General features: G+C 43.7%; 30 protein-coding genes. 19 read left to right on the top strand and 11 right to left on the bottom strand.

Features of this window, described 5'->3' with window-relative positions:
- Positions 1-79: 79 nt before the first annotated feature.
- Together sirA and ICW23_RS04580 are read left to right on the top strand one after the other, a co-directional pair.
- On the top strand, positions 80-526 hold the full coding sequence (gene sirA, locus ICW23_RS04575) for a sporulation inhibitor of replication protein SirA (RefSeq protein ID WP_045925793.1): 447 nt from the start codon (positions 80-82) through the stop codon (positions 524-526).
- 85 nt (positions 527-611) lie between these two features.
- Positions 612-830: a YneF family protein gene (locus tag ICW23_RS04580; RefSeq protein ID WP_003153994.1), complete on the top strand. Its 219-nt coding sequence runs from the start codon at positions 612-614 to the stop codon at positions 828-830.
- A 73-nt stretch (positions 831-903) separates the two neighbouring features.
- Here the strand turns inward: ICW23_RS04580 and ICW23_RS04585 are convergent, their stop codons facing one another.
- Positions 904-1,077 (bottom strand): aspartyl-phosphate phosphatase Spo0E family protein, encoded by a 174-nt coding sequence (locus ICW23_RS04585; RefSeq protein WP_012117647.1) that lies wholly within the window; start codon positions 1,075-1,077, stop codon positions 904-906.
- 201 nt (positions 1,078-1,278) lie between these two features.
- Between ICW23_RS04585 and ICW23_RS04590 the strand changes: the two genes are divergently transcribed.
- From ICW23_RS04590 to ICW23_RS04600, 3 genes are all read left to right on the top strand, one after another.
- The gene (locus ICW23_RS04590; protein WP_016935976.1) at positions 1,279-1,986 is read left to right on the top strand and encodes a cytochrome c biogenesis protein CcdA; all 708 of its coding nucleotides are present in this window, start codon (positions 1,279-1,281) and stop codon (positions 1,984-1,986) included.
- 84 nt (positions 1,987-2,070) lie between these two features.
- A complete protein-coding gene (locus ICW23_RS04595; protein WP_188154091.1) occupies positions 2,071-2,433 on the top strand; it encodes a response regulator in 363 nt (120 codons plus the stop codon).
- A 78-nt stretch (positions 2,434-2,511) separates the two neighbouring features.
- A complete protein-coding gene (locus tag ICW23_RS04600) occupies positions 2,512-3,003 on the top strand; it encodes a CcdC family protein (protein ID WP_095240656.1) in 492 nt (163 codons plus the stop codon).
- Between the two features lie 27 nt (positions 3,004-3,030).
- On the opposite strand, the gene ICW23_RS04605 is transcribed toward ICW23_RS04600, so the two are convergent.
- The 4 genes from ICW23_RS04605 to sspO form a co-directional block, all read right to left on the bottom strand.
- Positions 3,031-3,459, bottom strand: a complete 429-nt coding sequence (locus ICW23_RS04605; protein ID WP_045925794.1) for a DUF2621 domain-containing protein — start codon at positions 3,457-3,459, stop codon at positions 3,031-3,033.
- A 232-nt stretch (positions 3,460-3,691) separates the two neighbouring features.
- A complete protein-coding gene (locus ICW23_RS04610) occupies positions 3,692-4,063 on the bottom strand; it encodes an Hsp20/alpha crystallin family protein (protein WP_188154092.1) in 372 nt (123 codons plus the stop codon).
- A 94-nt stretch (positions 4,064-4,157) separates the two neighbouring features.
- Entirely contained in the window at positions 4,158-4,304 is a 147-nt protein-coding gene (locus tag ICW23_RS04615; protein WP_003153984.1) for a small acid-soluble spore protein P, read from the bottom strand.
- A gap of 30 nt (positions 4,305-4,334) precedes the next feature.
- Entirely contained in the window at positions 4,335-4,481 is a 147-nt protein-coding gene (gene sspO, locus ICW23_RS04620) for an acid-soluble spore protein SspO (RefSeq protein ID WP_003244839.1), read from the bottom strand.
- 231 nt (positions 4,482-4,712) lie between these two features.
- Here sspO and acnA point away from each other — a divergent pair, with 231 nt between their 5' ends.
- The 7 genes from acnA (at position 4,713) to ICW23_RS04655 (ending at position 9,507) form a co-directional block, all read left to right on the top strand.
- A complete protein-coding gene (gene acnA, locus ICW23_RS04625; RefSeq protein WP_049628547.1) occupies positions 4,713-7,439 on the top strand; it encodes an aconitate hydratase AcnA in 2,727 nt (908 codons plus the stop codon).
- A 60-nt stretch (positions 7,440-7,499) separates the two neighbouring features.
- The gene (locus ICW23_RS04630; RefSeq protein ID WP_045925797.1) at positions 7,500-8,009 is read left to right on the top strand and encodes a TlpA family protein disulfide reductase; all 510 of its coding nucleotides are present in this window, start codon (positions 7,500-7,502) and stop codon (positions 8,007-8,009) included.
- Between the two features lie 78 nt (positions 8,010-8,087).
- Complete coding sequence (locus ICW23_RS04635; RefSeq protein ID WP_012117651.1) at positions 8,088-8,213, top strand: FbpB family small basic protein; 126 nt, start codon at positions 8,088-8,090, stop codon at positions 8,211-8,213.
- Positions 8,214-8,276: 63 nt separating this feature from the next.
- Positions 8,277-8,423, top strand: coding sequence for an acid-soluble spore protein N (locus tag ICW23_RS04640; protein WP_013352427.1), 147 nt, complete (start codon positions 8,277-8,279; stop codon positions 8,421-8,423).
- A 24-nt stretch (positions 8,424-8,447) separates the two neighbouring features.
- Positions 8,448-8,690 carry a small acid-soluble spore protein Tlp gene (gene tlp / locus ICW23_RS04645; protein ID WP_032864748.1) on the top strand — a complete coding sequence of 81 codons (243 nt, stop codon included), beginning with the start codon at positions 8,448-8,450 and terminating at the stop codon, positions 8,688-8,690.
- Positions 8,691-8,775: 85 nt separating this feature from the next.
- Positions 8,776-9,192 (top strand): YbgC/FadM family acyl-CoA thioesterase, encoded by a 417-nt coding sequence (locus tag ICW23_RS04650; RefSeq protein WP_016935968.1) that lies wholly within the window; start codon positions 8,776-8,778, stop codon positions 9,190-9,192.
- A gap of 15 nt (positions 9,193-9,207) precedes the next feature.
- On the top strand, positions 9,208-9,507 hold the full coding sequence (locus tag ICW23_RS04655; protein ID WP_016935967.1) for a hypothetical protein: 300 nt from the start codon (positions 9,208-9,210) through the stop codon (positions 9,505-9,507).
- Positions 9,508-9,539: 32 nt separating this feature from the next.
- Here ICW23_RS04655 and ICW23_RS04660 read toward each other — a convergent pair whose 3' ends face one another.
- Entirely contained in the window at positions 9,540-9,827 is a 288-nt protein-coding gene (locus ICW23_RS04660) for a HesB/YadR/YfhF family protein (RefSeq protein ID WP_016935966.1), read from the bottom strand.
- A gap of 86 nt (positions 9,828-9,913) precedes the next feature.
- Positions 9,914-10,495 (bottom strand): glycerol-3-phosphate 1-O-acyltransferase PlsY, encoded by a 582-nt coding sequence (gene plsY, locus ICW23_RS04665; protein WP_016935965.1) that lies wholly within the window; start codon positions 10,493-10,495, stop codon positions 9,914-9,916.
- Positions 10,496-10,646: 151 nt separating this feature from the next.
- Between plsY and ICW23_RS04670 the strand changes: the two genes are divergently transcribed.
- The 3 genes from ICW23_RS04670 to parC all read left to right on the top strand — a co-directional run bounded on the left by ICW23_RS04670 (position 10,647) and on the right by parC (position 15,871).
- Positions 10,647-11,054, top strand: coding sequence for a CoA-binding protein (locus ICW23_RS04670; protein ID WP_016935964.1), 408 nt, complete (start codon positions 10,647-10,649; stop codon positions 11,052-11,054).
- Between the two features lie 423 nt (positions 11,055-11,477).
- Positions 11,478-13,445, top strand: a complete 1,968-nt coding sequence (gene parE, locus ICW23_RS04675; RefSeq protein ID WP_016935963.1) for a DNA topoisomerase IV subunit B — start codon at positions 11,478-11,480, stop codon at positions 13,443-13,445.
- Positions 13,446-13,447: 2 nt separating this feature from the next.
- A complete protein-coding gene (gene parC, locus ICW23_RS04680) occupies positions 13,448-15,871 on the top strand; it encodes a DNA topoisomerase IV subunit A (protein ID WP_047474768.1) in 2,424 nt (807 codons plus the stop codon).
- 70 nt (positions 15,872-15,941) lie between these two features.
- On the opposite strand, the gene ICW23_RS19085 is transcribed toward parC, so the two are convergent.
- Both ICW23_RS19085 and ICW23_RS04685 read right to left on the bottom strand, forming a co-directional pair.
- Positions 15,942-16,067 carry a hypothetical protein gene (locus tag ICW23_RS19085; RefSeq protein WP_013352436.1) on the bottom strand — a complete coding sequence of 42 codons (126 nt, stop codon included), beginning with the start codon at positions 16,065-16,067 and terminating at the stop codon, positions 15,942-15,944.
- Between the two features lie 24 nt (positions 16,068-16,091).
- Positions 16,092-16,445 (bottom strand): hypothetical protein, encoded by a 354-nt coding sequence (locus tag ICW23_RS04685; RefSeq protein WP_188154093.1) that lies wholly within the window; start codon positions 16,443-16,445, stop codon positions 16,092-16,094.
- Positions 16,446-16,823: 378 nt separating this feature from the next.
- Here ICW23_RS04685 and ICW23_RS04690 point away from each other — a divergent pair, with 378 nt between their 5' ends.
- The 4 genes from ICW23_RS04690 to ICW23_RS04705 all read left to right on the top strand — a co-directional run bounded on the left by ICW23_RS04690 (position 16,824) and on the right by ICW23_RS04705 (position 21,444).
- A complete protein-coding gene (locus ICW23_RS04690) occupies positions 16,824-18,242 on the top strand; it encodes an alanine/glycine:cation symporter family protein (protein WP_188154094.1) in 1,419 nt (472 codons plus the stop codon).
- 157 nt (positions 18,243-18,399) lie between these two features.
- Positions 18,400-19,212: a hypothetical protein gene (locus tag ICW23_RS04695; RefSeq protein ID WP_188154095.1), complete on the top strand. Its 813-nt coding sequence runs from the start codon at positions 18,400-18,402 to the stop codon at positions 19,210-19,212.
- 1 nt (position 19,213) lies between these two features.
- The gene (locus tag ICW23_RS04700) at positions 19,214-19,822 is read left to right on the top strand and encodes a DUF4166 domain-containing protein (protein WP_016935958.1); all 609 of its coding nucleotides are present in this window, start codon (positions 19,214-19,216) and stop codon (positions 19,820-19,822) included.
- Complete coding sequence (locus ICW23_RS04705) at positions 19,816-21,444, top strand: YndJ family protein (RefSeq protein WP_188154096.1); 1,629 nt, start codon at positions 19,816-19,818, stop codon at positions 21,442-21,444. Before ICW23_RS04700 ends, ICW23_RS04705 begins: the two co-directional genes overlap by 7 nt.
- A 610-nt stretch (positions 21,445-22,054) precedes the next feature.
- On the opposite strand, the gene ICW23_RS04710 is transcribed toward ICW23_RS04705, so the two are convergent.
- Complete coding sequence (locus tag ICW23_RS04710; RefSeq protein WP_016935956.1) at positions 22,055-23,191, bottom strand: alpha/beta hydrolase; 1,137 nt, start codon at positions 23,189-23,191, stop codon at positions 22,055-22,057.
- Between the two features lie 481 nt (positions 23,192-23,672).
- Entirely contained in the window at positions 23,673-25,172 is a 1,500-nt protein-coding gene (locus ICW23_RS04715; protein WP_188154097.1) for a cellulase family glycosylhydrolase, read from the bottom strand.
- Positions 25,173-25,511 lie beyond the last annotated feature (339 nt).

A 25,511-nucleotide genomic window follows, 5' to 3' on the forward strand; every position in this document is an offset into this window, starting at 1 on the left:
AACAGTAATAGACAATTCTTTCTTTTCTCCTTTTGTATAATAGAAAGCAATACGCAGCGCTGTAAAAGGGGATGAGGAAATGGAACGTCATTACTATACGCACCTGATTAAGGAAGAGTTTGCGAACCACTACTTCGGGCGGGAAACCGCTATGTTTGAATTGTTTCGAGACTATCATTGGACAAACCTGACACCCCAAGAATATCAACTGACAAAAAAGCAAGTTCACTATATAACAGAACCGATTCCGGTGATACATATGCATCAGCGTCTCCAGCTTCATTTAAACCGAATGAGTTACAGCCGTTTAGATTCAATTTATCAGCTTACACTGCCCGGAGAAAAGGGCCGCGCCACCTTCATGATGAAAGACAGCTTGATTGAGATTGCAGCTTCGGGAGATTATGAGGCGGAAACGATTTTCTTTGAGATTCTCCGTAAAATCAGCCCCTGTTTTCTTGCGATGGATTTTAAGACAAGGCGTTATGGGTGGTTAAATCCGGTCAGAGAAAGAAATTTTGTCTAAAAACGAGCAAAAAGAGATGTAAATGTTGTATAATAGCCTTTGGTTTAGTACACTTTAAACTAGACAACATGAAGGAGGAAATAAAATGACTTTATGGGTTGGCATCCTAGTGGGCGTTGTCGCATTGCTCATAGGTGTTGCACTCGGGTTTTTTATTGCTCGTAAATATATGATGAGCTATTTGAAAAAGAATCCGCCTATTAATGAACAAATGTTACGCATGATGATGATGCAAATGGGAATGAAACCTTCTCAAAAGAAAATTAATCAAATGATGAAAGCCATGAATAATCAAGCGAAATAATACGTAAAGATTATGATATAGAGATACATGGTTATAAAAATAAAAAACCCGGAGAGGGTTTTTTATTTTGGCGTCATGTTTCACCCCAACTGCCGGTGTGCAGTTCCTTTTGATATTGTATGAGAAGGTGGTCAAGCTCCTGGCTGAGTTCTATCGTAATGTTTGATGTCATTCCGTTTGTCATGACGATTTTAAGCAGCTCTGCCCGTTTTTTTTCAATTTCATTTAATAGATGCTCTCTAATCACAGGGATATATCCTTTCATACATAAATCTTTCACTTGAATCGCTATTATTATATCCACATTTATACTGTTTTTCAAATAAGAAGGAGTATAATATCTTGATGTCAAATTAAATTATATAAGCTTTTTCTATAAAAAGTAATCCTTCATGGGAAAGTGTTAAAAAAATGAAATGATTTTGTCATAACTCGAAAGGAGTGTGTCATGGTGAGTTTTAATTACTTTCTGACGTTCGGGGCCGGGTTTCTGTCTTTCATTTCTCCCTGCTGTCTGCCGCTGTACCCCGCTTTTTTGTCATACATAACCGGTGTCAGCATGGACGAGGTGAAAACGGAAAAGGTGATGCTGCAAAAACGGGGGCTCGTGCATACACTTTGTTTTTTGCTTGGTTTCTCCGTGATTTTTATTGCACTTGGATACGGAACCTCGTTCATCGGCAGTTTTTTTACCCGTTATCATGAAGCGATCCGCCAGTTTGGCGCTATCATGCTGGTGCTTTTCGGGCTCATTACGGCGGGTGTGTTTCAGCCGAAAATCATGATGAAAGAGCGGCGCATTCATTTTAAGCACCGGCCCGAGGGGTTTATCGGCTCTGTTCTGATCGGCCTGGCGTTTGCAGCCGGCTGGTCGCCGTGCAGCGGGCCTATTTTAGGCGCCGTGTTTTCACTGGCCGGTACAAATCCTTCTTCAGCGGTGCCGTATATGTTTTTATATGTTTTGGGATTCGCCATTCCTTTTCTAGTTCTTTCATTTTTTATTACCAGAATGAATTGGATTCGAAAGCACCAGCTGCTTATCATGAGAACCGGCGGCATTGTTATGATTGTCATCGGAATTATGCTGTTTTTTAACTGGATGAGTTATATTCTGATCGTTCTGTCAAATCTTTTCGGAGGGTTCAAGGGGCTGTAAGAGATTGATAGCTTTTGAACTATTATATACCCTTTCTTTTTTGGTACAATAAGACTAGTTAATGTTAAATATGTGGAGGGGAATATGACACGAGTTTTAGTTGTAGATGACGCCAAGTTCATGAGAGTGAAAATCAGAGAGATTCTGGAATCGGCGAATTATACAGTGGCCGGAGAAGCGGCTGACGGCGAGGAAGCTCTGGCCATTTATCAAAAAATCCGCCCCGATCTGGTGACAATGGATATTACCATGCCGGTTAAAAACGGAATACAGGCGCTGCAGGAGATTTTAGCTTTTGACCCGAAAGCCCATGTCATTATGTGCACCGCCATGCGGCAGCAGCGGATCGTTCTGGAAGCGATTGAACTGGGCGCTAAAGATTTTATCGTTAAACCGTTTGAAGGGTCTAAAGTGCTGGAGGCCGTAGGCAGGGTAACGGGAACATAAACGTATTTTCTTTTCACATTGGTTTTTTTATGTTTTTGGAGTATAGTATATAGTATCAAACTCCGTGCAAGCAAAGGAATGATAAAGATGATGATTATAATTTCATCCGTTATTGCAGCGGCCATGGCAATCTCTGTAATGATCGTGAGGATTAAATCCTCCGATAAGCCCGCTTCACCAAAAAAAATAATTCTCCCGCCGATTTTCATGAGTACGGGAGCGCTGATGTTTCTTTTTCCGATTTTCAGAGTGACGGGCGAAGAATTTTTGGAGGCCATTACGCTGGGCGTGATCTTCTCTATTTTTCTGATAAAAACATCTAAATTTGAGATTAAAAATAATGAAATCTATTTAAAACGGTCAAAAGCATTTGTGTTTATCCTAATTGGTTTGCTGGTTATCAGAATCGCTATGAAATCCATTTTGAGCACGACGATTGATTACGGAGCTTTAAGCGGAATGTTTTGGATTCTGGCTTTCGGAATGATTGTCCCGTGGCGCATCGCGATGTTTATGTCGTACCGCAAACTTGCCAATGAACTGAAGACCGCTGATATTCAGATGAATTAAAACCTTTCCGGCGGACGGAAAGGTTTTTTATTTGAGCAGGGTTTGATAAGGAGTAAGGTCAATCTGTTTTTCGCGGAGATGTTTTTTCAAAAACTGATGATCCCGCTTAGGAGTTGCCAGTATGTAACCCCTGATGATTAAATCCCGGTTTATTTGTTCAGCTTCCTCTTGTAAAGAGATTTCACCGATTTTTCCGGCGATTTTAGCTTTGGCTACATCCCGAAAGAGCTCTGGCACGGGGGCGACCAGTTCATCCAAAAACGCCTTGTCGCCTTCATTCCATAGGTGTCTGCTTTTTTCAATATAATAATCCTGCCAATCCAGTTCTGACCGGCCGTCTTCTTTCGGTAAGCGTTTTAAAAATTTTCGAAACATAAAAAACCCGCCGATGGACAGCAATCCGATCATTACGATGACCCAAAATAAAATAAACCACATAAACCAGCCTTCAAGCATTGTTTTATCTCCTCCTTACTTTAACCATATTGTAAACGAAGACAGAATAGAAGAACACATGAAAAAAGAATAGAAAAAATGATAGATGTCCAGTCAATCCGGTTGCTAGAACATATTCTATCGTATAGTGATTCTGCTATTTGGCCATGGGAGATTCACTTCGAGGGTATATGACTGATATGACCGGACAAAAAAGCCGCTTTCATTGAGGGATGAAAACGGCTTTTTTATGTTATAGAGGAAATTGAAAGGAAAAAGAGACAGGGGTTTCATTTGGCTCCTTGTTCATGGAGACGGTCAGAATATGGTTTGTGAAATCAGTGAAAATATGTTTGTCATTCAGATAAAAAGGCAGCATCATTTGTTTGTTTAACGTCTGTTCAAGCGTTTTAACAGAGAGCATGAACTCATTTCCCGAAAGAGTGACGGTCATCGCCTGCACTGGCTTCAGCGCCGTCAGGTCAGCTTCAATGATGTATTGACGGCTTGTTTCATATAGGTCGATCGGAAGCGCCTCGTCATACCAAGCATACGGGTCCTCGTAAAACTGCCGCAGCCATTCTTCGATATCATCAAATTCTTCAGCGTGATTTGAATGATTCATGGAAGCATCCCTCCATATTAAAAAAGCCTTGCTATAACGTATGCAGAAGCTTTGAATGGGTGAAAGCACAAAAAAACAGACACCGAGGTCTGTTTTACATATCGTGGCTTGTATTATGTTTTTGTCTTGTATGGTTGCGGTTTTTCACTTTTTTGCTTCCGCTTAACGGTTCCGGCTGGCCGGGATTATGGCCCTTCGGAGCATTTTTATGCATATCTTTGCTCGTATTTTTATTTGTCATGTTAAAGCCTCCTTTTTTAAGGGGTGACGGCTATTGGTTTGTTTTTCTTTTTTTATTGTTCTGCCGTTCTGCTTCGGTCAGGACAAGCTGGTCATTTTCAATATAACCCGCGCCTTTACCTTGGCTTTTTGCATCATTCATGCCATTTATCACATGATTGGCTTTTCGTTTTACCATGATCATCACCTCAACTTTAATATGGCTCTTTACAGCCCGTTGTATGAGACATAAAACAGGACAAAATTTACCGGAAATTATTCTGATAAGACGATCTTATTGTATTTAATAAAAACATTGATATTTACTTATGTATGATTTTATACTAAGATGAAATTGTGAGAAAATTGTGATGGAATGTGAACATTCATCTAAAGAACGATCTTGATCTTTGAAGGGGGATTTTGGAGAATGACAAATCAGCAAAAAGTCGCAACACAAGACGTTTTCCAAGCAAGAAAAACATTTTCTTCAAACGGGAAAACATACCACTACTATTCATTAAAAGCATTGGAAGACGCAGGAGTCGGCAATGTTTCAAAACTTCCTTATTCTATTAAGGTTCTTTTGGAATCCGTTTTGCGTCAGGTAGACGGACGCGTCATTACGAAAGAACATGTTGAAAATTTAGCAAGATGGGGTACTGCTGAATTAAAAGATATCGATGTGCCGTTTAAACCGTCACGGGTTATCCTTCAGGACTTTACCGGCGTTCCGGCCGTAGTTGACCTGGCATCTTTAAGAAAAGCCATGGCTTCTGTCGGCGGAGACCCTGATAAAATCAATCCTGAAATTCCGGTTGACCTGGTCATTGACCACTCCGTACAAGTCGACAAAGCAGGTACGGAAGACGCGTTAGCCATTAATATGGACTTAGAATTCAAAAGAAATGCAGAACGTTATAAATTTTTAAGCTGGGCAAAGAAAGCGTTTAACAACTATCAGGCCGTTCCGCCTGCAACAGGTATCGTCCACCAGGTAAACCTTGAGTTTTTGGCAAGTGTCGTTCATACGAAAGATGAAGACGGAGAGCTTGTGACATATCCTGATACTTTGGTGGGAACAGACTCCCATACCACGATGATTAACGGAATCGGCGTTCTCGGCTGGGGTGTCGGCGGTATTGAGGCGGAAGCGGGAATGCTCGGCCAGCCTTCATATTTCCCTGTTCCTGAGGTCATCGGCGCGAAACTTGTCGGAAAATTGCCTAACGGAACGACGGCAACTGACTTAGCGCTGAAAGTCACTCAAGTGCTGCGCGAAAAAGGCGTAGTCAATAAATTTGTTGAATTCTTCGGCCCTGGTGTTGCTGAGCTTCCGCTTGCGGATCGGGCGACTATTGCCAATATGGCGCCGGAATACGGAGCGACTTGCGGATTCTTCCCGGTTGACGAGGAAGCACTTTCTTACATGCGTCTGACCGGCCGTGAAGAAGAGCAGATCGATGTCGTGGAAGCATACTGCCGCAACAACGGTTTATTCTATACGCCTGACGCAGAAGAGCCGATTTTTACAGACGTTGTAGAAATTGATCTGTCAAAAATTGAAGCGAACCTATCAGGCCCGAAACGTCCGCAGGATTTAATCCCGCTTTCTGTCATGCAGGAAACGTTTAAAAAACATCTCGTCAGCCCGGCCGGCAACCAAGGATTCGGAATGGATGCTGCTGAAGAGAACAAAGAAATCTCATTTAAACTTAACAGCGGCGAAGATGCGGTCATGAAAACAGGGGCAATTGCAATTGCCGCCATTACAAGCTGCACAAACACATCTAATCCTTTTGTATTAATCGGTGCCGGATTGGTAGCGAAAAAAGCGGTAGAATTGGGATTGAAAGTGCCGAATTATGTGAAAACATCACTTGCACCGGGATCTAAGGTTGTTACTGGATACTTAGTCAACTCAGGCCTTCTTCCTTATATGAAGGAGCTCGGCTTTAATCTTGTCGGTTACGGCTGTACGACATGTATCGGAAACTCCGGACCGCTTTCTCCAGAGATTGAAGAAGCGGTTGCTAAAAATGATCTTCTGATCACTTCTGTCCTGTCAGGCAACAGAAACTTTGAAGGCCGGATCCATCCGCTTGTCAAAGGAAACTACCTTGCTTCACCGCCGCTTGTCGTCGCGTACGCATTGGCAGGCACTGTGAATATTAACTTGAAATCTGACCCGATCGGTGTCGGAAAAGACGGGCAAAACGTATACTTCGATGACATCTGGCCGTCAATGGATGAAATCAATTCCCTCGTCAAACAGACTGTGACGCCGGAATTATTCCGTAAAGAATATGAAACGGTATTTGACGACAACCAGCGCTGGAATGAAATCGAAACGACGGATGAAGCACTTTACAAGTGGGATAAGGATTCTACTTACATCCAAAACCCGCCGTTCTTTGAAGAAATGTCTGTAGAACCGGGAAAAGTTGAGCCATTAAGAGGGCTTCGCGTTGTCGGCAAATTCGGAGATTCCGTGACGACTGACCATATTTCTCCGGCCGGAGCGATCGGAAAAGACACGCCGGCGGGCAAATACCTGCAGGAAAAAGGCGTTTCTCCTCGGGACTTTAACTCTTATGGCTCACGCCGCGGAAACCATGAAGTCATGATGAGAGGAACATTCGCCAATATCCGCATTAAAAACCAAATCGCGCCTGGTACAGAAGGCGGATACACTACACACTGGCCTACCGGTGACGTGACATCTATTTATGACGCATGCATGCGGTATAAAGAAGATAAAACGGGTCTTGTCGTCCTGGCCGGCAAAGATTACGGAATGGGCTCTTCACGTGACTGGGCTGCAAAAGGAACAAACCTGCTAGGCATCAGAACAGTCATTGCGGAAAGCTTTGAAAGAATTCACAGAAGCAACCTCGTCTTCATGGGTGTGCTGCCGCTCCAGTTCAAACAGGGTGAAAACGCGGATACACTCGGTTTAACCGGTAAGGAAGTTATCGAGGTGGATGTTGATGAAACTGTACGTCCACGCGACTTGCTGACTGTCAGAGCTATCAGTGAAGACGGTACGGTAAAAACATTTGAAGTCGTTGTCCGTTTCGACAGTGAAGTGGAAATTGATTACTATCGCCACGGCGGCATTTTACAAATGGTGCTTCGCGATAAAATGAAACAGTAGCAGAATGACAAAAGAGAGAAAGCGGCCTGCTTTCTCTCTTTTTATACGGGAGGCCTTGAGATGCTTGCAAAATGGCTGGGCGTATTGTTACTTATCGGGTTGTTAGTGTATGCGGGCTGGAACATTTATTCTGCACAAACAAGTCCGAAAGAAGGGACAGAAGAAGGGATGAAGGCTCCTGACTTTACACTCGACACACTGTCAGGAAAAAGCAGCTCCCTTTCTGATTATAAAGGTAAAAAAGTGCTTCTTAATTTCTGGGCGACGTGGTGCAAGCCATGCCGGATGGAAATGCCCGATATGCAGGAGCTGCAGAAAGAAAATCCTGATATTGCGGTAGTAGCCGTTAATTTCACGTCCTCTGAAAAAAATATACAGGCTGTGAAATCATTCGCTGATACTTATCAGCTGACCTTTCCAATTCTGATTGACAAAAGCGGGATTAACGGAGATTTCAACGTGCTTTCTTATCCGACATCATACATATTAGACGAAAAAGGAACCATTCAGCACATCCGAGTAGGCACGATGACAAAAAAAGAAATGAAAGAAAAACTGGATCTCAAGTAGAGGTTCAGTTTTTTTTATGCGAAAGGCTTATCTTTTAAAAAATTGGAAAAAATGAATGAAAACACGGAGGTGAGAAGATTGAAAAAAATGAGAAAACGTTCTTTTCATGAATTGGTTATGGAGAATAAACGTGAGCTGATGACCAATACGGAATATTTGAATCAGCTTGAAGAAAAGCTGGAGCAGCGGTTCAAACAAAAATAACCTTTAATTTGCAGTCATGTTTGCGCCTCCTTTTGCGAAATATACTCTTAAGGAGGGATGAACATGGGCACAAACAAGAAAGACGGCCAGCCGCAGTACGCTCCGAGCCACTTAGGGACAAAACCCGTTAAATATAAACGAAACAAAGGGGAAAAGTTTCATGACAAGTCAAACGGACATCCGATTGTCATGCAGACGAAAGGCGAATAATATCATTAAAGGAGAGCTGACATGATGACAAATCATAACCAAAGACCGAACCCGGACGACCGTTCTGATAACGTTGAAAAGCTTCAGGATATGGTACAGAATACAATCGAAAATATAGAAGAAGCGAAAGAATCAATGGAGTTTGCGACAGAAGAGGAAAAACAGCGCATTCAGGAGAAGAATGCCAGACGCAATGAAAGCATTGAATCATTCCGAAGTGAAATTCAGGATGAATCGGCTGCGAGAGAAAACGGCTATCAATCGTAATAAAAACCAGGGAAACCTGGTTTTTTCTCTTTCCGCCTCGTTGTGATAAAATAGGGCTAATCTGATAATAAGGGAGCAGAGAACGTTGCATGTGTCAAAAAAAGAAATAGAAGTGCGTTATGCGGAAACAGATCAAATGGGCATTGTCTATCATGCCAATTACTTAGTCTGGATGGAGGTCGGGAGAACGGCGCTCATTAAGGACCTCGGATTTCTGTACAAGGACATGGAAGAAAGAGGGGTGCTGTCACCTGTAGTGGATATCAGCATTTCTTATAAAAAGCCGCTCCGCTACGGAGAAACAGCAGAAGTACATACGTGGATTGAAGAATATAACGGATTTAAAATCATTTACGGCTACCGCATCTATAATCCGGATCAAGAACTTGCGATCGAAGCGTCATCCTCTCACATATGCGTCGATAAACAGAGCTTCAAACCGATTCAGTTCCGCAAGGCCTTTCCTGATTGGCATGCCGCTTACGAAAAGGCAAAAAAATAAGGAGCGGCTCAAGTTATGGCATTTGGAATTACACGCAGAGAACTGGAAAGATGGAAGCGGGATGTATCGGAAGGAAAAATCGCTTTTTTAACGCATTATTGGCTGGACGACCGCTTTCCGGAGGCTAAGACCGTGACGAAGGCCGGTTCAAGCGATCTCGATAAGCTGATCCGATGGGGATCGGAATACGGGCTGAAGCCTGAGTGGATTCATCATAAAAATGCATTTCCCCACTTTGACCTGCTCGGTGAAACGCAGAAACGCATATTAGAAAAAGAACATCTGACTGATCATATCAGAAGGTTCAAACTGTAAAAAAAAGAACGCATCCGCTGCGTTCTTTTTTCTTACACGTAATCAAATACCGGCTCTTCTGACTGATCTGAATATGTGACGGACAGATCGTGATTATCAAAGTACCATAAGTCGCTTTCTTCAATAAAAAAGGTAATGCCTTCAACTTCCGTGCTGATTCCGACGTTCATCGGCTGGTCTTTTGAAACACCGAGAGAAAAGCCTTTCTGGACGCTGCTGCATCCTCCGTAACGGACAAAGAAACGGACCTGATCGCCTGTTTCCAGTTCAAGCTCTTCTTTGTACCAATCCAGCGCGCCTTTCGTTACTTTCATGTTCATCCGGTACACTCCCTTTTTGTTTCTCATAAAGAAATTATCTCTATTATAAACGCATATGGCATTTTGATGTCAAAATTGAAGTTTCATCAAAACCATTTGATTTTCGGTTCTGTTTTGTTCATAATCCGTTTGATGTTTGCCCTGTGTCTGTAGATAACAAACGCGGTCAAAAGCGTCACTACGATTAATAAATAAGGGTCTTTTACAAACAGACAGTAAATAATCGTATAAATCCCTGTTAACATTGAAGACAGAGAAACAAATTTCGTAAGGAATAAAAATACGAAAAACACTGCAACCATCGTTACGAATAACAGCGGAGCATAAAACAGCAGGACGCCTCCTGAAGTGGCTACGGCTTTTCCGCCCTTGAATTTTGCGAACACGGGGAATACATGACCGATCACTGCTGCCACTCCTGCGAGAAGAGGGTGAATGGGAACGTGCAATAAATACGGCAGCGCCGCGGCCAAGGTGCCTTTTAAAATATCGGCTGCAACGACGACAGATCCCGCTTTAACGCCAAGCGTGCGAAAAGCATTTGTGGCGCCCAAATTACCGCTTCCATGTTCTCTAATATCAATCCCTTTCGCAAGTTTGCCTACGACTAAACCTGACGGGATGCTGCCTATTACATAAGCCAAAATAATCAATAAAGCAATCAACATCTACATTTCTCCTTTTCAATGTCCCTTCACTTTATTTTAACACGAGTTGTTATTGTCTGATGACAAGTTTTTTGAGAATTAAGCTGACAAACCGCTTTTTTTGAATCCGGTGAAGCTGTCGTGTACAATAATACAAAAGGAGATGGTAAAGATGCAAAATCCTTCAAAGTCAGAGATTAAAGAAATTCTTGACCGAAGCAAACGTATCGCCGTCGTCGGGCTGTCAGACCGTCCCGACCGGACTTCTTACATGGTTTCCAAAGCGATGCAGGATGAAGGGTACGAGATTATTCCTGTCAATCCGACGATTGATGAAGCGCTTGGCGTTAAAGCCGTCGCTTCATTAAAAGACGTTGAGGGACCGATTGATATCGTCAACGTGTTCAGACGCTCTGAGCAGCTTCCCGGCGTCGCTGAAGAGTTTTTACAGACGGATGCTCCCGTTTTTTGGGCGCAGCAGGGCCTGGCAAATGAAGAAGCGTACCGCATGATTACAGAGAAAGGGCGGACGGCTATTATGGATTTATGTATAAAAGTCGCCCGCGCTGTTATAAAATAGGAACAAAAAAGGCAAAAATCCTTGGCAAATCAGGGGTTTTTGTTTTTTTATTGAAAGAATACTCTTTGCGTATGATGTTGAAACAGATACAATAAAGCATGAACAGCTTTTTTAGAAACCCCTGCATTAAAGGGGGCTGCAGTCTGTTTGCGATGGACGGCATAAATCTATATAATAGAAAGCGAACATAAGTTCCCGTATCCGGAAAAGAGCACCAAAAAGATGAAAAGCCGTTCGAATGTATGTCTTGCGGCCTAAAAAACGAGCCATTCGCTTAAAGATGTTGCGAAATCAAGCATATTGGTTATAATTGTGAGTCCGAGGAGAATTGGACCGAAGCTTGCGCATACTGAAAAACAAAGACATGAAAACATTTAAAAAGAGAATGATTAAGAGCAGGTTTTTTGAAAGGGGTTTGTACGTTTGGCTAGAAAACAGCAATTTGATTACAACGAAGATGCCATACAGGTGCTTGAAGGCCTGGAAGCCGTCAGAAAAAGACCGGGAATGTATATCGGTTCGACGGACGCACGCGGCCTGCACCATCTGGTATATGAGATCGTCGACAATTCCGTCGATGAAGTCCTTGCCGGCTACGGAGATCATATTATCGTAACGATACATAAGGACAACAGCATCTCCGTGCAGGACAGAGGGCGCGGAATGCCGACCGGAATGCATAAGCTCGGAAAGCCGACACCGGAAGTTATTTTCACCGTGCTGCATGCGGGAGGGAAATTCGGCCAGGGCGGCTATAAAACAAGCGGCGGTCTGCATGGTGTCGGCGCATCTGTCGTAAACGCTTTATCAGAGTGGCTGACAGTTACCATTGAGCGTGACGGCTATGTTTATAAACAACGGTTTGAAAACGGCGGCAAGCCTGTGACTTCACTTGAAAAAATCGGTACGACCAAGAAAACGGGAACGCTTACCCATTTTAAACCTGATCCGTCAATGTTCAGCGCAACGGTTTATAATTTTGACACGCTGTCGGAACGTCTGCGCGAATCCGCCTTCTTATTAAAAGGCTTAAAAATAGAATTAATTGATGAGCGGAACAACGTAAAAGAAGTATTTTATTATGAGAACGGAATTGAAGCATTTGTCGCCTATTTAAACGAAGAAAAAGACGCTTTATGCGAAGTGGTTTCTTTTGAAGGCGAGCACCACGACATTGAAGTCGATTTTGCTTTCCAATTTAATGACGGATACTCAGAAAATATGCTGTCATTCGTTAATAACGTCAGAACAAAGGACGGCGGCACCCACGAATCAGGAGCCAAAACGGCAATGACACGAGCGTTTAATGAATATGCGCGAAAGGTCGCGCTTTTAAAAGAGAAAGACAAAAACCTTGAAGGCGCCGATATCAGAGAAGGGTTGTCCGCGATCATTTCCGTGCGTATCCCGGAGGAACTGCTGCAATTTGAAGGCCAGACAAAAGGGAAACTTGGCACAAGTGAGGCGAGATCCGCCGCAGACGCAGTCATTTCTGAGAATCTTGCTTATTTCTTGGAAGAAAACCGCGATACAGCGACTCTGCTCGTCAAAAAAGCGATTAAAGCAAGCCAGGCCCGTGAAGCTGCCCGTAAAGCGAGAGAAGAAGCGAGAAGCGGTAAAAAACGCAAAAAATCAGAAGCGACGCTGAGCGGAAAACTCACACCGGCAGGCTCCAGAAATCCGGCGAAGAATGAATTGTATCTCGTGGAGGGAGACTCTGCCGGAGGTTCTGCAAAACAGGGAAGAGACCGGAAATTCCAAGCCGTGCTGCCCCTTCGCGGAAAGGTCATCAACACAGAGAAAGCAAAGCTTGCAGACATTTTCAAAAATGAAGAGATCAATACAATTATTCATGCGATCGGCGGGGGAGTCGGCGCAGATTTTGAGATAGACGACATTAACTATGACAAGATCGTCATCATGACCGATGCAGATACCGACGGCGCACATATTCAAGTCTTGCTGTTAACATTTTTCTACCGCTATATGAAACCTTTAATTGAGCACGGAAAAGTCTTCATCGCGCTTCCGCCTCTTTACAAAGTCAGCAAAGGAAGCGGCAAGAAAGAGATTATTGAATATGCTTGGTCCGACGAAGAAATGGACGGCGTTTTAAAGAAAGTCGGCAAAGGCTATACCATTCAGCGTTATAAAGGTCTGGGAGAAATGAACGCAGACCAGCTCTGGGAAACGACGATGAATCCCGAGTCGCGAACGCTCGTCAGAGTCAAGATTGACGATGCGGCACGCGTAGAGCGCCGCGTAACGACATTAATGGGAGACAAAGTAGAACCGAGAAGAAAATGGATTGAAAAGAATGTTGCCTTCGGATTAGACGAGGAAAGCAATATTTTAGAAAATGAAAACTTGTCGGTCGCTGAGGAGGTTTAATAGTGGCACAGCCAGAATTATTTCATGATTTACCGTTAGAAGAAGTAATCGGCGACCGTTTCGGACGCTACAGTAAATATATTATCCAGGACAGGGCGCTGCCCGATGCACGTGACGGGTTAAAGCCGGTGCAGCGGAGAATTTTATACGCCATGCACGCAGACGGAAATACATTCGATAAAAATTTCCGGAAAGCGGCAAAAACGGTCGGGAACGTTATCGGTAATTATCATCCGCACGGAGACAGCTCCGTTTATGAAGCGATGGTGCGGATGAGCCAGGATTGGAAAGTGCGGAATGTGCTGATTGAGATGCACGGCAACAACGGAAGCATTGACGGTGATCCGCCTGCTGCCATGCGTTATACGGAAGCGAGATTATCTTCTATCGCATCAGAGCTTTTACGGGACATCGATAAAAATACGGTTGAATTCGTTCCGAACTTTGATGACACAAGTAAAGAACCGGTTGTTTTGCCCGCTATGTTTCCTAACTTGCTGGTCAATGGATCTACCGGGATTTCCGCAGGCTATGCGACTGACATTCCCCCTCATCATCTGGGTGAGGTCATTGATGCTGTCATTAAGCGGATTGAATCGCCCGATTGCACCGTCGATGACTTGATGCAGGTGATTAAAGGGCCTGACTTTCCGACAGGAGGCATCATCCAAGGTGTCGACGGCATTCGGAAGGCCTATGAAACCGGTAAAGGCAAAATTATTATCCGCGGCAAGGCTGAAGTGGAAGCCGTAAGAGGCGGACGGGAGCAGATCGTCATTACAGAAATCCCGTTTGAAGTAAACAAAGCCAATCTCGTGAAGAAAATGGACGAATACCGCATTGACAAAAAAGTTGAAGGTATTTCTGAAGTCCGGGATGAAACGGACCGAACGGGACTGCGGGTTGTCGTTGAGTTAAAGAAAGAAGCCGATGCAAAAGGCATCTTGAATTTCTTATATAAAAACACTGACCTGCAGACAACGTATAACTTTAATATGGTCGCCATACATAACCGCCGGCCGATGCTGATGAGTCTTACGGCCATTCTGGATGCGTATATTTCCCACCAGAAGGAAGTTGTGACAAACCGCTCCGTCTTTGAATTGCAAAAAGCAAAAGAGCGGCATCATATCGTTGAAGGACTGATGAAGGCACTGTCTGTGCTAGATGAGGTCATTGCCGTCATCCGGGCAAGCAGCGACAAGAAAGATGCGAAACAAAACTTAATTTCTAAATTCGCATTTACGGAGCCTCAGGCGGAAGCGATCGTATCTTTGCAGCTGTATCGTCTGACAAATACGGATATTACGGCATTAAAAGAGGAAGCGGAAGAGCTCAGCAAGAAAATTCAGGAGCTTGAAGCCATTTTAAGTCATGATAAAAAGCTGTTAAAAGTCATTACCAGCAGCCTGAAAAAAGTGAAAAAGACTTATGCCGACAGCAGACGGTCGGTCATTGAAGAGAAGATTGAAGAAATTAAAATCAATCTCGAAGTCATGGTTGCCTCTGAGGACGTCTATGTGACAGTCACGAAAGACGGCTATGTAAAACGAACAAGCCAGCGGTCATTTGCCGCTTCCAACGGCCAGGATTTCGGGATGAAGGACACGGACAGGCTGATTCACCAATTTGAAATGAATACAACGGATGTACTCCTGCTCTTTACCAATAAGGGAAGCTATATATATTGTCCGGTTCACCAGCTCCCTGATATCAGGTGGAAAGACATGGGGCAGCACGTCACGAACATCACCACGATGGACCGTGACGAAACCATCGTGAAAGCTATACCGGTAAAAGAATTTGATCCATCTTCATATTTATTGTTTATGACGAAAAACGGTATGGTGAAAAGAACTGAAATGACGCATTACAAAGCGCAGCGTTACTCAAAAGCGCTTGTTGCTCTTAACCTTAAAGGGGACGATGAGCTGATTGATGTTCATGTCACAGACGGCGGCTGCCAGCTGTTTATCGCCACCCGGCTCGGGTACGGCTTATGGTTCGGTGAAGATGAAGTAAATGTAGTCGGAGCCCGTGCGGCCGGCGTAAAGGGCATTAATTTAAAAGACGGCGATACCGTCGTATCAGGACAAATCCTGCATGAAACAGATTCGCTTGTCCTCGTCACACAGCGGGGAGCCATCAAACGGATGAATCTCTCTGAATTCGAAAGAACATCCAGGGCTAAGCGCGGCGTCATCATGCTGCGTGAGCTTAAAAAGAACCCGCATCGTGTTGTCGGAGTATTCGCGTGCGCTTTAGCCGACATGATCGCTGCGGAAACCGAAAAAGGCGAGAGAATTGAAGCCTCCGTGAAATCTTTGCGGGCTAATGACCGATACAGCAACGGCTCCTTCTTTACAGATGAAGATGAGACAGGGCCGGTCACAGATGTATGGCGTATCCCCGCATCTGATGTTTAAGAGTAAAAATAAAATAAAATGAAAAAAAACCTCCGCTCAATTGGTCCTAAAGCGGAGGTTTTGCTATTTATTAGCTCTCGTGGCTGCCGAATAAGTCCGTGATAGCGTGAACGACTTCAATTCCCTGCCACACAAATAAATTTAATGCAGTGAATGAAAATAAGCCTAAAATCACCATTCGTAAGATAAACAACATGTTGAACAACCTCCTCATTTTATGTTACATAGTTAGGCGATGTTGAACATGAAGCTCATCGAAATACGAGGACTGATAAAATTTAGCGATTAAAAAGCTTTTCTTTCGCTGTCTTCTCCGGGAAGCGGGGCGCTTTCTGTCTGATATCACGATCAGTGAGACAGAAGCGGCAAAAAGCGCCGTCAAAATAAATGAGCCCGTCAGCGATTTTTTCTCATCGTCAGCATTTTGGCCGGCCTTCATTTCGTGCATTTCCTGCTGGTCGGCTACGGCTTTAAAATGATGAGCAGTATCAAACGCATGGGGAATGGAGAGCAAATGAAAGCTTGCAATCGCTAAAAATAAAATAGAAGCTTTTAAAAACAAGATTTTTTTCAAATGTTCTCCCCCCTTCATAAGTCTGAATATTTTTATTATAATACCCTAATTTAAATTGAAAGTAAACACATTTATTAAATTTAAAAAATTATTATGCTGGTTAAGTATATACCATTCCGTCCGTCATTTCATCTCTTTTATTCTTAAAGGCCTATTTGTTATGATATGCACGCAACCCTTCTGATGTGACAACATTTTTCAGGCTGCAGGATAAAGAAACGGGGCATACCAGCAATAAGCATGATGAAGAAACCGAAACATTTTCTTAAAAAAACTTCTCAACATCTGTTGTTGTGATATAATAATACCCGTTGTGTTAAAAGATCTAACATATGCAGCGAAAATGACAGTAAAAGATATGTAAAAGGGAGGTTAAACATGGAGGCTTTCATCAGTGAAATCATAAATGTTCCAAATGATTTTATTTGGAAGTATCTTGTTTATATTTTAGTAGGAATCGGATTGTATTTCACATTCCGTTTTCGCTTCATTCAATTCCAATACTTTATTGAAATGTTTAGAATTGTCGGGGAGAAGCCGCAAGGAAATAAAGGAGTGTCTTCAATGCAGGCATTCTTTATCTCGGCCGCTTCACGTGTCGGTACCGGAAACTTGACCGGTGTCGCGCTGGCGATTGCAACAGGCGGTCCCGGCGCAGTATTTTGGATGTGGATCGTAGCAATTGTCGGTATGGCTTCAAGCTTTGTGGAAAGTACCTTGGCTCAGCTGTATAAAGTGCGCTCCGGCGATGAATTTCGCGGCGGTCCGGCATATTACATGGCAAAGGGTCTCGGCGCCCGGTGGCTCGGTATTTTATTTGCCGTATTGATTACCGTTTCTTTCGGACTTATCTTTAATGCCGTGCAGTCAAATACGATTTCTGTCGCGTTTGACGAAGCTTTCCATGTGAATAAAACAATTATCGCCATCATCTTAGCTGTATTAACGGCTTTCATTATATTCGGCGGGCTGAAACGTGTTGTATCCGTTTCGCAATTAATCGTTCCAGTCATGGCGGGTATGTATATTCTGATCGCGCTGTATGTTGTGATTGTGAATATTACCGCAGTACCTGAATTGCTTGCGACGATTGTGAAAAATGCGTTTGGTTTTGAGCAGATCGTCGGCGGAAGCTTAGGAAGCATCATTATTATCGGTGCGCAGCGCGGCCTGTTTTCAAACGAAGCGGGTATGGGGAGCGCGCCGAATGCCGCAGCAGCTGCACACGTATCGCATCCGGCTAAGCAGGGATTAATCCAGACGCTAGGCGTGTTTTTCGATACATTTATCGTTTGTACATCGACTGCCTTTATCATTTTATTGTACAGCTTTACGCCTAAAGGCGACGGCATCCAAGTGACGCAAGCCGCACTGCAGCACCATCTCGGAGGCTGGGCCCCGACGTTTATTGCAATTGCGATGTTCTTATTCGCATTCAGCTCAGTCGTCGGCAACTATTACTATGGTGAAACGAATATCGAATTTATTAAAACAAGCAAAACATGGCTTAATATTTACCGCGTATTCGTCGTAGTGATGGTGGTATACGGATGTTTGGCTGACTTCCAGATTGTCTGGGACATGGCAAACTTGTTCATGGGTCTCTTAGCTCTCATTAACTTAGTGGCAATCTTGCTGCTGAGTAATGTAGCCTATAAAATCTATAAAGATTATGCCGCTCAGCGCAAAAAAGGACTTGACCCTGTATTTAAAGCGGAGAACACTCCGGAACTCAAGCATATTGAAACATGGGCGGAAGAAGAAAGTACAAGCCCTGAACACAAGGCTGCCAACTGAGGAATATGCATATCATTTACGAAACCCTTCACGTTTAATGTGAAGGGTTTTTTTATGTTAAAAACCAGCTTCATATTCCTGAAATCTTATTGCGGAATTTCATACATCCCTATGATAATATAGGAATTGTTTACAAAAGAAGGGAAGAGGAGGGGGCATGAAACAAAAGCCGATATATGTCGAGATCAATATAGCGTCTGATATAGAAACGCTTTGGGAATATACGCAAAATCCGGTTCTTCATAAGGAATGGGACCTGCGCTTTTCTGACATTACATATCTTCATAAGTTACCGGATGAACCGCAGAGATTCCTATATGAAACGCGAATCGGTTTTGGGCTGAAGGTGTCCGGCACGGGTGAATCAATGGGTGACATAAGGCCTCAATCGTCAGAAAGGGTGTCGGCGCTTGCTTTTGCATCGGATCATCCGCTGTCTCTGATAAAAGACGGCCGGGGCTACTGGAGGTATATAGAGCGGGATAACGGGGACATCACATTTTTGACTCAATATCAATATGAAACGGCCTGGGGTCTGCCGGGAAGATGGATAGACCGGTTTTTATTTCGTCCGCTGCTCGGCTGGGCTACCGCATGGAGCTTTGATGCGTTGCGGCTTTGGATAGAACAAAGCCGACATCCGAAGATATCAGTCCGTTTCGGGTTTGTCTATGTCCTGATGTGTCTCGTATTCAGTCTGTATTGGTTTTTTCAAGGCTTTCATGATGGCTGTGCCGATGCAGAGATCGTGAAAGGAGCGCAAAAGACAGGATTAGGGATATTATGGCTGCTGCCTATGCGGAGAAAGCGGCTGATCCACGCCGGACAGTCAGCCTTCTTTTGTATAACGGCAATGCAGTATTCCGGCGGCGGATTCGCCATTTCATTAGGATTACTTACAATAGCGGGTATGATTCTTACATTCCTGCTGCCGAGCGCCGCGCATACAAAACGAAAGAGAGAGAAGTGAAATGACGGATTCAATGTATGAAAAAGCGATTATTCATTATCAATTCCTGCATCCGATGCTGCAGAAACGGTATAGGTTTGCCGGATCACGCACGTTTTGCGGAGAAGGGGTTATGTCAGAAATTAAGGGAGGTTCGTTGTTTGTCAGAATGCTTTTAAAGACAGGCGTTTTTTTCAGATGTTTTTTCTCAGAGAGGGGAACAGATATCCCTTTTACCATTGAGAACAAAAACAGGAAAAATGGTGTGGAGTGGAACCGAACCTTTTTCTTTAAAGGCAAAACCCGGTTTTTTGATGCGATCATGGAATATGACGAGCGGGAAAACAGAATTCTTGATTACTTCGGTAAACCTCATATCCTGCTGTCTGAACTGCATTTAGAAGCGTCTTCAGACGGAGGGCTTGTTATTACATCCGGAAAGCAGTGGCTCCTGATAGGCGGAAAGAAAATCCCGCTTCCGGCTTGGCTGTGCGGCAGTTCAACCGTTTATGAGGCTTATGATGAGGAAGTGAATTGCTTCAGCATAAAGGTTCATGTGAAAAACAGGATACTCGGCACAATTTTCTCTTACCGGGGGACTTTCCGGGAAACAGAGGGAGAAACATGCTGAAGCGTCATCTCATGGTAGGCGCGGTTTGCTTTTTGGGATTTGCGGCGGCTGAAGCACCGCATATATCAGCTGCTGAGACGTTTGTTTTATTATCCGTACTATTTTTCGTTCCAGCTGTATTCCGCTTTGCGTTTCGGCCGTCAAAGACCTTAGAGAATGTGCTATTACGGAGTTATCCCATTGCCGCTTTATGTGCAGTGCTTGCGCTGATTACAGACTTCAGCTTTTTTGCCTTTGTCTGGCTCATTTATACGCTTGGACTGGCACTGTATGCTGTATGGCGGCTGATGAAAACAAATATCCACAGAGCGAAAGAGATGTCTGTTATGATGGGTTTCGTTTATTTGGCCGGCGGCGGATTTTGGTTTTTTGCATATATCCTTAAGATTCCTATCATGGATTTTGGTCCGCTTATCGTGCTGCTGACGGCGGTGCACTTTCACTATTCGGCTTTTCTCATTCCGATCTTTAACGGATTGCTCGGCAGGGTCCTGCGGGAGAATCGCGTTCTTTACAGACTGAGCACGGTCATTCTCCTGATTTCGCCGATCCTTATCGCCCTGGGGATTACATTTTCAAAGATACTTGATGTGATTGCTGTCGCTCTGTATCTGACGGGTCTGTATGTTAATGCGTATCTCGTCTTTAAGGCGCCGTTTGCTGTGAAAACAGCCAGGTTCTTGATCAGGAGTTCTTCGGCTGTGTTAATGATTACAATTGCTTTTTCTTTAATATATTCGTTCGGTGTCTACCGCGAGGAGGCAACGCTCACGATCAGTCAGATGATTTGGATTCACGGGGCCGTCAATGCATTCGGCGTTATTCTGCCGGCTTTGGCGGGGTGGAGGTTGGAAAATCCGAGACCGTTTGATGAGGGCAGTGAAAGAACGTTCAGCCGAATTTACGGGAAGAGAACGATAGGCGAAAATTTTTTGACTGACATTCATGCAGCAAATGAAATCCATTATACCGGCCTTCAGGATCAGATGAGAGAACTGCATTCTGAAGACTTTTCAACTGAAAAACTGGCTCCGGCCGTTATTTCCTTTTATGAAGAGACAATCGATTATGACATCAAGGCAAAAGTGACGTGGAGCGGATGGTTTCGGCCGTTCGCGCGCATGTACGAGCCGTTCAGCAGAAGAGCGGGGCAGATCCACCTGTCAATGAATCCGGATTGGTATACCATGCACACTAGCATGAAAGGAGTCGATTCTGACAGAGACGGCAGAAAAAATGTCCGGGCGTGGATCAGGACAAATGACAAGCAGGAAACCGTTTTTACTGCGCTGTATTCAGCGTACAGGTCAAAAGGGGAGGGATACATGAATATTTCTCTCCCGCTGCCGTTTGGCCAAATGACGGGCATTTTAAAACCTTATGCGCATAAGCAGAATCTTGTTTTGACGAGCAGACGCCGAAAAAGCGGAGCGGGTGATGAAGGGATTTATCTGCAAACGAAATGGGGGGCATGCCATCTTCCTCTGGCAGAGACATTTCTTATTGCGGCCCAGAGCGAAACAAGCTTGAAGGCCGTTCATCATATGTGGCTGTTCGGCCTGAAGTTTTTAACTGTGCAGTATCGGATCACTCACACTTCCGCAGGTAAGCAAAGCAAATAACAAGCTGTAAAGCCGTCTGTTCAAGACGGCTTATTTACAATGTATAGAACATCCTGAAATTATGAAATGGAAGCGCTGTCGTAACGTGTTGTACTCAAGATTCGTCATTTGCCGACTTGTTTGAAATCGCTTGGCGGTTCAATATATTTGGAGCTGGGGCACAGAACCGGATTTTATTTCGCGGCAGCGCTCAGGCTGACAGCTGTGTGTTCATTGGATAAATAATTTGTTATGGTTTGGTTTTGTCATTATAAAAATTGCTTTTGCGACGTTTGCAGTATTAGGTTTGATTCAGCTGTATCAACCGGAATTAAACCTGTGCGTGACAGATGAATAATAATAAGCGCAAACGGAATATACGGTTATTTTGCTATATATTTCTTTTTTTGTCTCATTGATTAAAGTATACTTAGTTTATGAGACAGGTAATTCATCTCTTAACATAACTTCCTAGAATATATATTATGTAAACTAGAAATTGTGAAGAGAATATAAAAATGGATTCTAACAGCACTCCCTTTTTGCAGTGTACTATTAAAAAACCTCTACGTCCTTAATAAATTAAATTGGTCATAAAGGTTTTTCGGTTTGAGTATTTTAATCGGTTATGTCACTTGTTGCCGGCCTTCTTGATCAAGTCCACGCCATCGTATGCCAGACTTTCCACACTTGCAGCCTTCTGCAGTATGTAATGATCAAAAAAGTTCTTCGTATAGTTTGTAACAAGATTCCGCATCTCCATAGCATCCCGTTCGCCTCTGAGTTCCGCATTCACATTAGTAAACACGATGTCGCAGTAATCTAAATGCGCAGCACGATCAACAGAGAAATAATAGGTTTCCATGCTATTGTTAGCGCCAATGATCGCATTCATGTTATAGTTCGGTTCACAAAACAGCAGCAAAAAGGGTTTCTTTAGGTCGCTGCCCTGAAGGCCGAACGCACCGCTATCCAGGCCAATCCCGCAGGCGAATCGGTCGTCATCCCGGCAAACAATCGCTGTCGTAGGCCCTCCGTAAGAATGTCCGACTATGCCCATGCCGATGTCAAGCAACAATCTATCTTTAAAGATAGAATTCAGCTCTCCAGAGTCCAGTTTGTAAAGATAATCGGCTGCATACCTTACATCTTCCGCCTGTAATTCACTATACACTGTTAACTTGTCAAGTATCGGCAGTGTAAGCACGTTACGGCACATCTCAATGGCAGTTTCATCGTTAGGCCGCATCTCCATCTTATCAGCCAACGCCAGCATCTCCGGATCTTCAGAAAACGCCAAAATGGCATCCGAAAAATCCTTTGATACATTAAACATGCGCCCATCTTTACGCTTATACATTGTGCTATTCTGATGGCCGATGCTTACCACAACATACCCCATGCTTGCCAAGTCTGTACAGATCACTGTACCCCATTCCGGAGAACCGCCTCCGCCGCAAACATAGAATAACACCGGATAGCGTTTTTCCTTCCCGGAGAGAGCAAGGTCGTCGTAACATTGGGTCTTGATATCTATAGAGTAAGCATCCTTCAACGCAGTGAGAAGCGGCTGCTCATTAAGCATTTCGGAGACTTCAGGAAACATGTACGTTGATGTAGTCTTCCCTTCGCTGCTGTCGGACGGATAGTACACAAACGCTGTCAGTTCTCTTTTTGAGTGATCTGATGCCGTGTAATCAAAATCCATCTGGGTTCGGCCGACAGTATAGCCGCCAATTGGTTTTGGAAATGTGTCATAAGTTTTCATTCTCTTTGTGCCCCCTTAATGAATAAAAGTGGCGAATGTGAAATACATACTTTGAATACTACATCCTATGTTCAGTGAGTCATATTTACTCCCTTGCTTTCTTGAGATTGCTAAAAATTTCAGAATATTTGTGATATTAAAGCAGCTCGTGATCCATAAAGTCAGCAAAGTACTTGCTAATCTTATAGTATAGCCTAGAGTCCTTAATATCGAATTCTCTAAAAACCATGGCTAAATTAAACTGCATTGACTCAAATATAAAAGAAATCAGATCATCGCCAATATCAGGCCGTAGATTTCCATCAGCCCTCATTCGGCGTAAAATGTCCTTGATTAAGGGGAATGACTCGCCCTTTAGCACATTTTGTACAGGCCTATAGACTGTTTCAGAAGTTTCATCCGCCACGTAAACTTCTTTGTATTGCTGTTTTTAAGATCATAAAAGCGGACATCGTGTTGCTGATGTCCGCCTAAAGCTTAACTAATTGGGTTCTGTTCCCCAAATCAGTTTTCCTTGATGATATAATGTGATTTTTTTCGTTGTTTTAAACGTATTTGATTGGAAAAAGGAATAATCGCCGCTTTGTGCATAATTGCTCCAGTCATCGTTGTGAAGACGAAGCTGAATATTCCCTGTGCTTGCTCCCGGTGACAGCGTTCCTTTTTTAAACCCCAGTTCCAGATAGGTATCTGCACCTTGCTTAGGTTTATGCAGCATTACAAACTTGTGGGTCAGATTGCCGCATCCAATCTGCGCGTAGTCACAGTCAAAGTTTTGGCCTTTGTTTTTCGCGTTATACCAGTAACGGGCAGTGACATCTTTTAAATCAACCGTCGTATTGCCGTTATTTTTTATGTGAAGCTGCGGGCGGATTTGGTTGCTGTTCACACCCTCATCCCCTGCTTTGTATTGTACAGAAATGCCGTTTTCCTGTGCGGGGTTATCTTGTGCCGGCGTTTCAGGGCGTTCTTTCGTTGAATCTTTGTTGCCGCGAATGTTTTCTCTTACGAATGTTCCTGAAGCAGTTAAATCTGTAAGCGGCCAGCCGCCTGTTTTAGATGCTCCCGGCTTTAACGCCGAGGATGATTCCTGCTTATCAGAAAGATTCCAGTTCACCCAGCTGATTTTCTTGCTGTCGAGATAATTCAGCCATTCCCGCGACTGGTCAAGGAATACACCGCCATTTCCAGACGCGTCGCTTGTTCCCCATTCCGTCACGAAAATAGGCGCTCCTTTACTGAGTGCATAGTTTGCTTTATCCCGTAAAGATTGGCCGTGTGTGCCGGCATAAAAATGAAGCGCGTACATGACGTTTGCATCTTTTAGCTGATCATCGGCTGCATCATTCACATCCTGGCTCCATGTACCGGTACCTACAATGATGGGATTGTCGGGGTCATTTTTGCGGATCACGGAAATCACTTCTTCCGCATACGGTTTAATATCCCGCTTCCAGTTCACATCACCGTTTGGTTCATTTGCAATTTCATAAATGACGTTTGGCGTATTTTTGTAAATACTTGACATTTCCTTGAAAAATTCTTTCGCCTTCTCTTTATGTTGGTTTGGATTGCCGTCATTTAAGATATGCCAGTCAATGATGACATATATCCCAAGCTCTTTTGCTGCTTCAACCGCTTCTTTCACTTTATTTTTCACGGACGGGTTGTCAATATAACCGCCATCTGCCGTATACATCGCCGTGCGGAAAACGGTGATGCCCCAATCGTCTCTCAGCCATTTTAAGCTGTCTTTATTGACGAAATCGCCATACCATTGCAATCCGTGTGAACTGATCCCTTTCAGCTGTACCGCTTTGCCGTCTCGGTTTACGAGCTGTGTCCCTTTTATGCTAAGCTGTCCATTCTTGGCTACTGGCGTTTTAGTCCCTGCTGCAGATGCCGGCGAAGCCAGCATGCCGCCCATTGTCAATACCACAATCAATAAACACGTAATAAAAATAGAGATTGACCGTTTCATATCTGTCTTTTCCTCCTTCACATCATTTTGGCTCTACTTCTTATGAGCACGAACTCATTGTAAAAATCTTTCTCATGATTGTCTATCAACCTAATTTCTTGTTTTTGGGAGGTTTAAAAGCCTGTCAATTTGCTCTATCTCTATTGAATAAGATACACCTGACACATATAGAACAAAGAAAACTGGACTGAATCGGGACTTTACACGTCATTTTTCAATCGAATCGAAAAATTAAATTTATTTCCAACGTAGATACGCTAAATGTGATGAGTCTCAATATGGCATTGAATCTTATGATTGCTGTAAGAGGACAATCCCTTATTCTGTACTGGTTAATTT

It is taken from the genome of Bacillus sp. 1021 (assembly GCF_014534735.1).
Classification (GTDB): domain Bacteria; phylum Bacillota; class Bacilli; order Bacillales; family Bacillaceae; genus Bacillus; species Bacillus siamensis.

Excerpts from the sequence above, each read along its gene's own strand:
- sirA (WP_045925793.1), top strand. The coding sequence starts at position 80 with ATGGAACGTCATTACTATACGCACCTGATTAAGGAAGAGTTTGCGAAC.
- ICW23_RS04580 (WP_003153994.1), top strand. The coding sequence starts at position 612 with ATGACTTTATGGGTTGGCATCCTAGTGGGCGTTGTCGCATTGCTCATA.
- ICW23_RS04590 (WP_016935976.1), top strand. The coding sequence starts at position 1,279 with ATGGTGAGTTTTAATTACTTTCTGACGTTCGGGGCCGGGTTTCTGTCT.
- ICW23_RS04595 (WP_188154091.1), top strand. The coding sequence starts at position 2,071 with ATGACACGAGTTTTAGTTGTAGATGACGCCAAGTTCATGAGAGTGAAA.
- ICW23_RS04600 (WP_095240656.1), top strand. The coding sequence starts at position 2,512 with ATGATAAAGATGATGATTATAATTTCATCCGTTATTGCAGCGGCCATG.
- ICW23_RS04605 (WP_045925794.1), bottom strand. The coding sequence starts at position 3,459 with ATGCTTGAAGGCTGGTTTATGTGGTTTATTTTATTTTGGGTCATCGTA.
- ICW23_RS04610 (WP_188154092.1), bottom strand. The coding sequence starts at position 4,063 with ATGAATCATTCAAATCACGCTGAAGAATTTGATGATATCGAAGAATGG.
- ICW23_RS04615 (WP_003153984.1), bottom strand. The coding sequence starts at position 4,304 with ATGACAAATAAAAATACGAGCAAAGATATGCATAAAAATGCTCCGAAG.
- sspO (WP_003244839.1), bottom strand. The coding sequence starts at position 4,481 with ATGGTAAAACGAAAAGCCAATCATGTGATAAATGGCATGAATGATGCA.
- acnA (WP_049628547.1), top strand. The coding sequence starts at position 4,713 with ATGACAAATCAGCAAAAAGTCGCAACACAAGACGTTTTCCAAGCAAGA.
- ICW23_RS04630 (WP_045925797.1), top strand. The coding sequence starts at position 7,500 with ATGCTTGCAAAATGGCTGGGCGTATTGTTACTTATCGGGTTGTTAGTG.
- ICW23_RS04640 (WP_013352427.1), top strand. The coding sequence starts at position 8,277 with ATGGGCACAAACAAGAAAGACGGCCAGCCGCAGTACGCTCCGAGCCAC.
- tlp (WP_032864748.1), top strand. The coding sequence starts at position 8,448 with ATGACAAATCATAACCAAAGACCGAACCCGGACGACCGTTCTGATAAC.
- ICW23_RS04655 (WP_016935967.1), top strand. The coding sequence starts at position 9,208 with ATGGCATTTGGAATTACACGCAGAGAACTGGAAAGATGGAAGCGGGAT.
- ICW23_RS04660 (WP_016935966.1), bottom strand. The coding sequence starts at position 9,827 with ATGAACATGAAAGTAACGAAAGGCGCGCTGGATTGGTACAAAGAAGAG.
- plsY (WP_016935965.1), bottom strand. The coding sequence starts at position 10,495 with ATGTTGATTGCTTTATTGATTATTTTGGCTTATGTAATAGGCAGCATC.
- ICW23_RS04670 (WP_016935964.1), top strand. The coding sequence starts at position 10,647 with ATGCAAAATCCTTCAAAGTCAGAGATTAAAGAAATTCTTGACCGAAGC.
- ICW23_RS19085 (WP_013352436.1), bottom strand. The coding sequence starts at position 16,067 with ATGTTGTTTATCTTACGAATGGTGATTTTAGGCTTATTTTCATTCACT.
- ICW23_RS04690 (WP_188154094.1), top strand. The coding sequence starts at position 16,824 with ATGGAGGCTTTCATCAGTGAAATCATAAATGTTCCAAATGATTTTATT.
- ICW23_RS04695 (WP_188154095.1), top strand. The coding sequence starts at position 18,400 with ATGAAACAAAAGCCGATATATGTCGAGATCAATATAGCGTCTGATATA.
- ICW23_RS04700 (WP_016935958.1), top strand. The coding sequence starts at position 19,214 with ATGACGGATTCAATGTATGAAAAAGCGATTATTCATTATCAATTCCTG.
- ICW23_RS04705 (WP_188154096.1), top strand. The coding sequence starts at position 19,816 with ATGCTGAAGCGTCATCTCATGGTAGGCGCGGTTTGCTTTTTGGGATTT.
- ICW23_RS04710 (WP_016935956.1), bottom strand. The coding sequence starts at position 23,191 with ATGAAAACTTATGACACATTTCCAAAACCAATTGGCGGCTATACTGTC.
- ICW23_RS04715 (WP_188154097.1), bottom strand. The coding sequence starts at position 25,172 with ATGAAACGGTCAATCTCTATTTTTATTACGTGTTTATTGATTGTGGTA.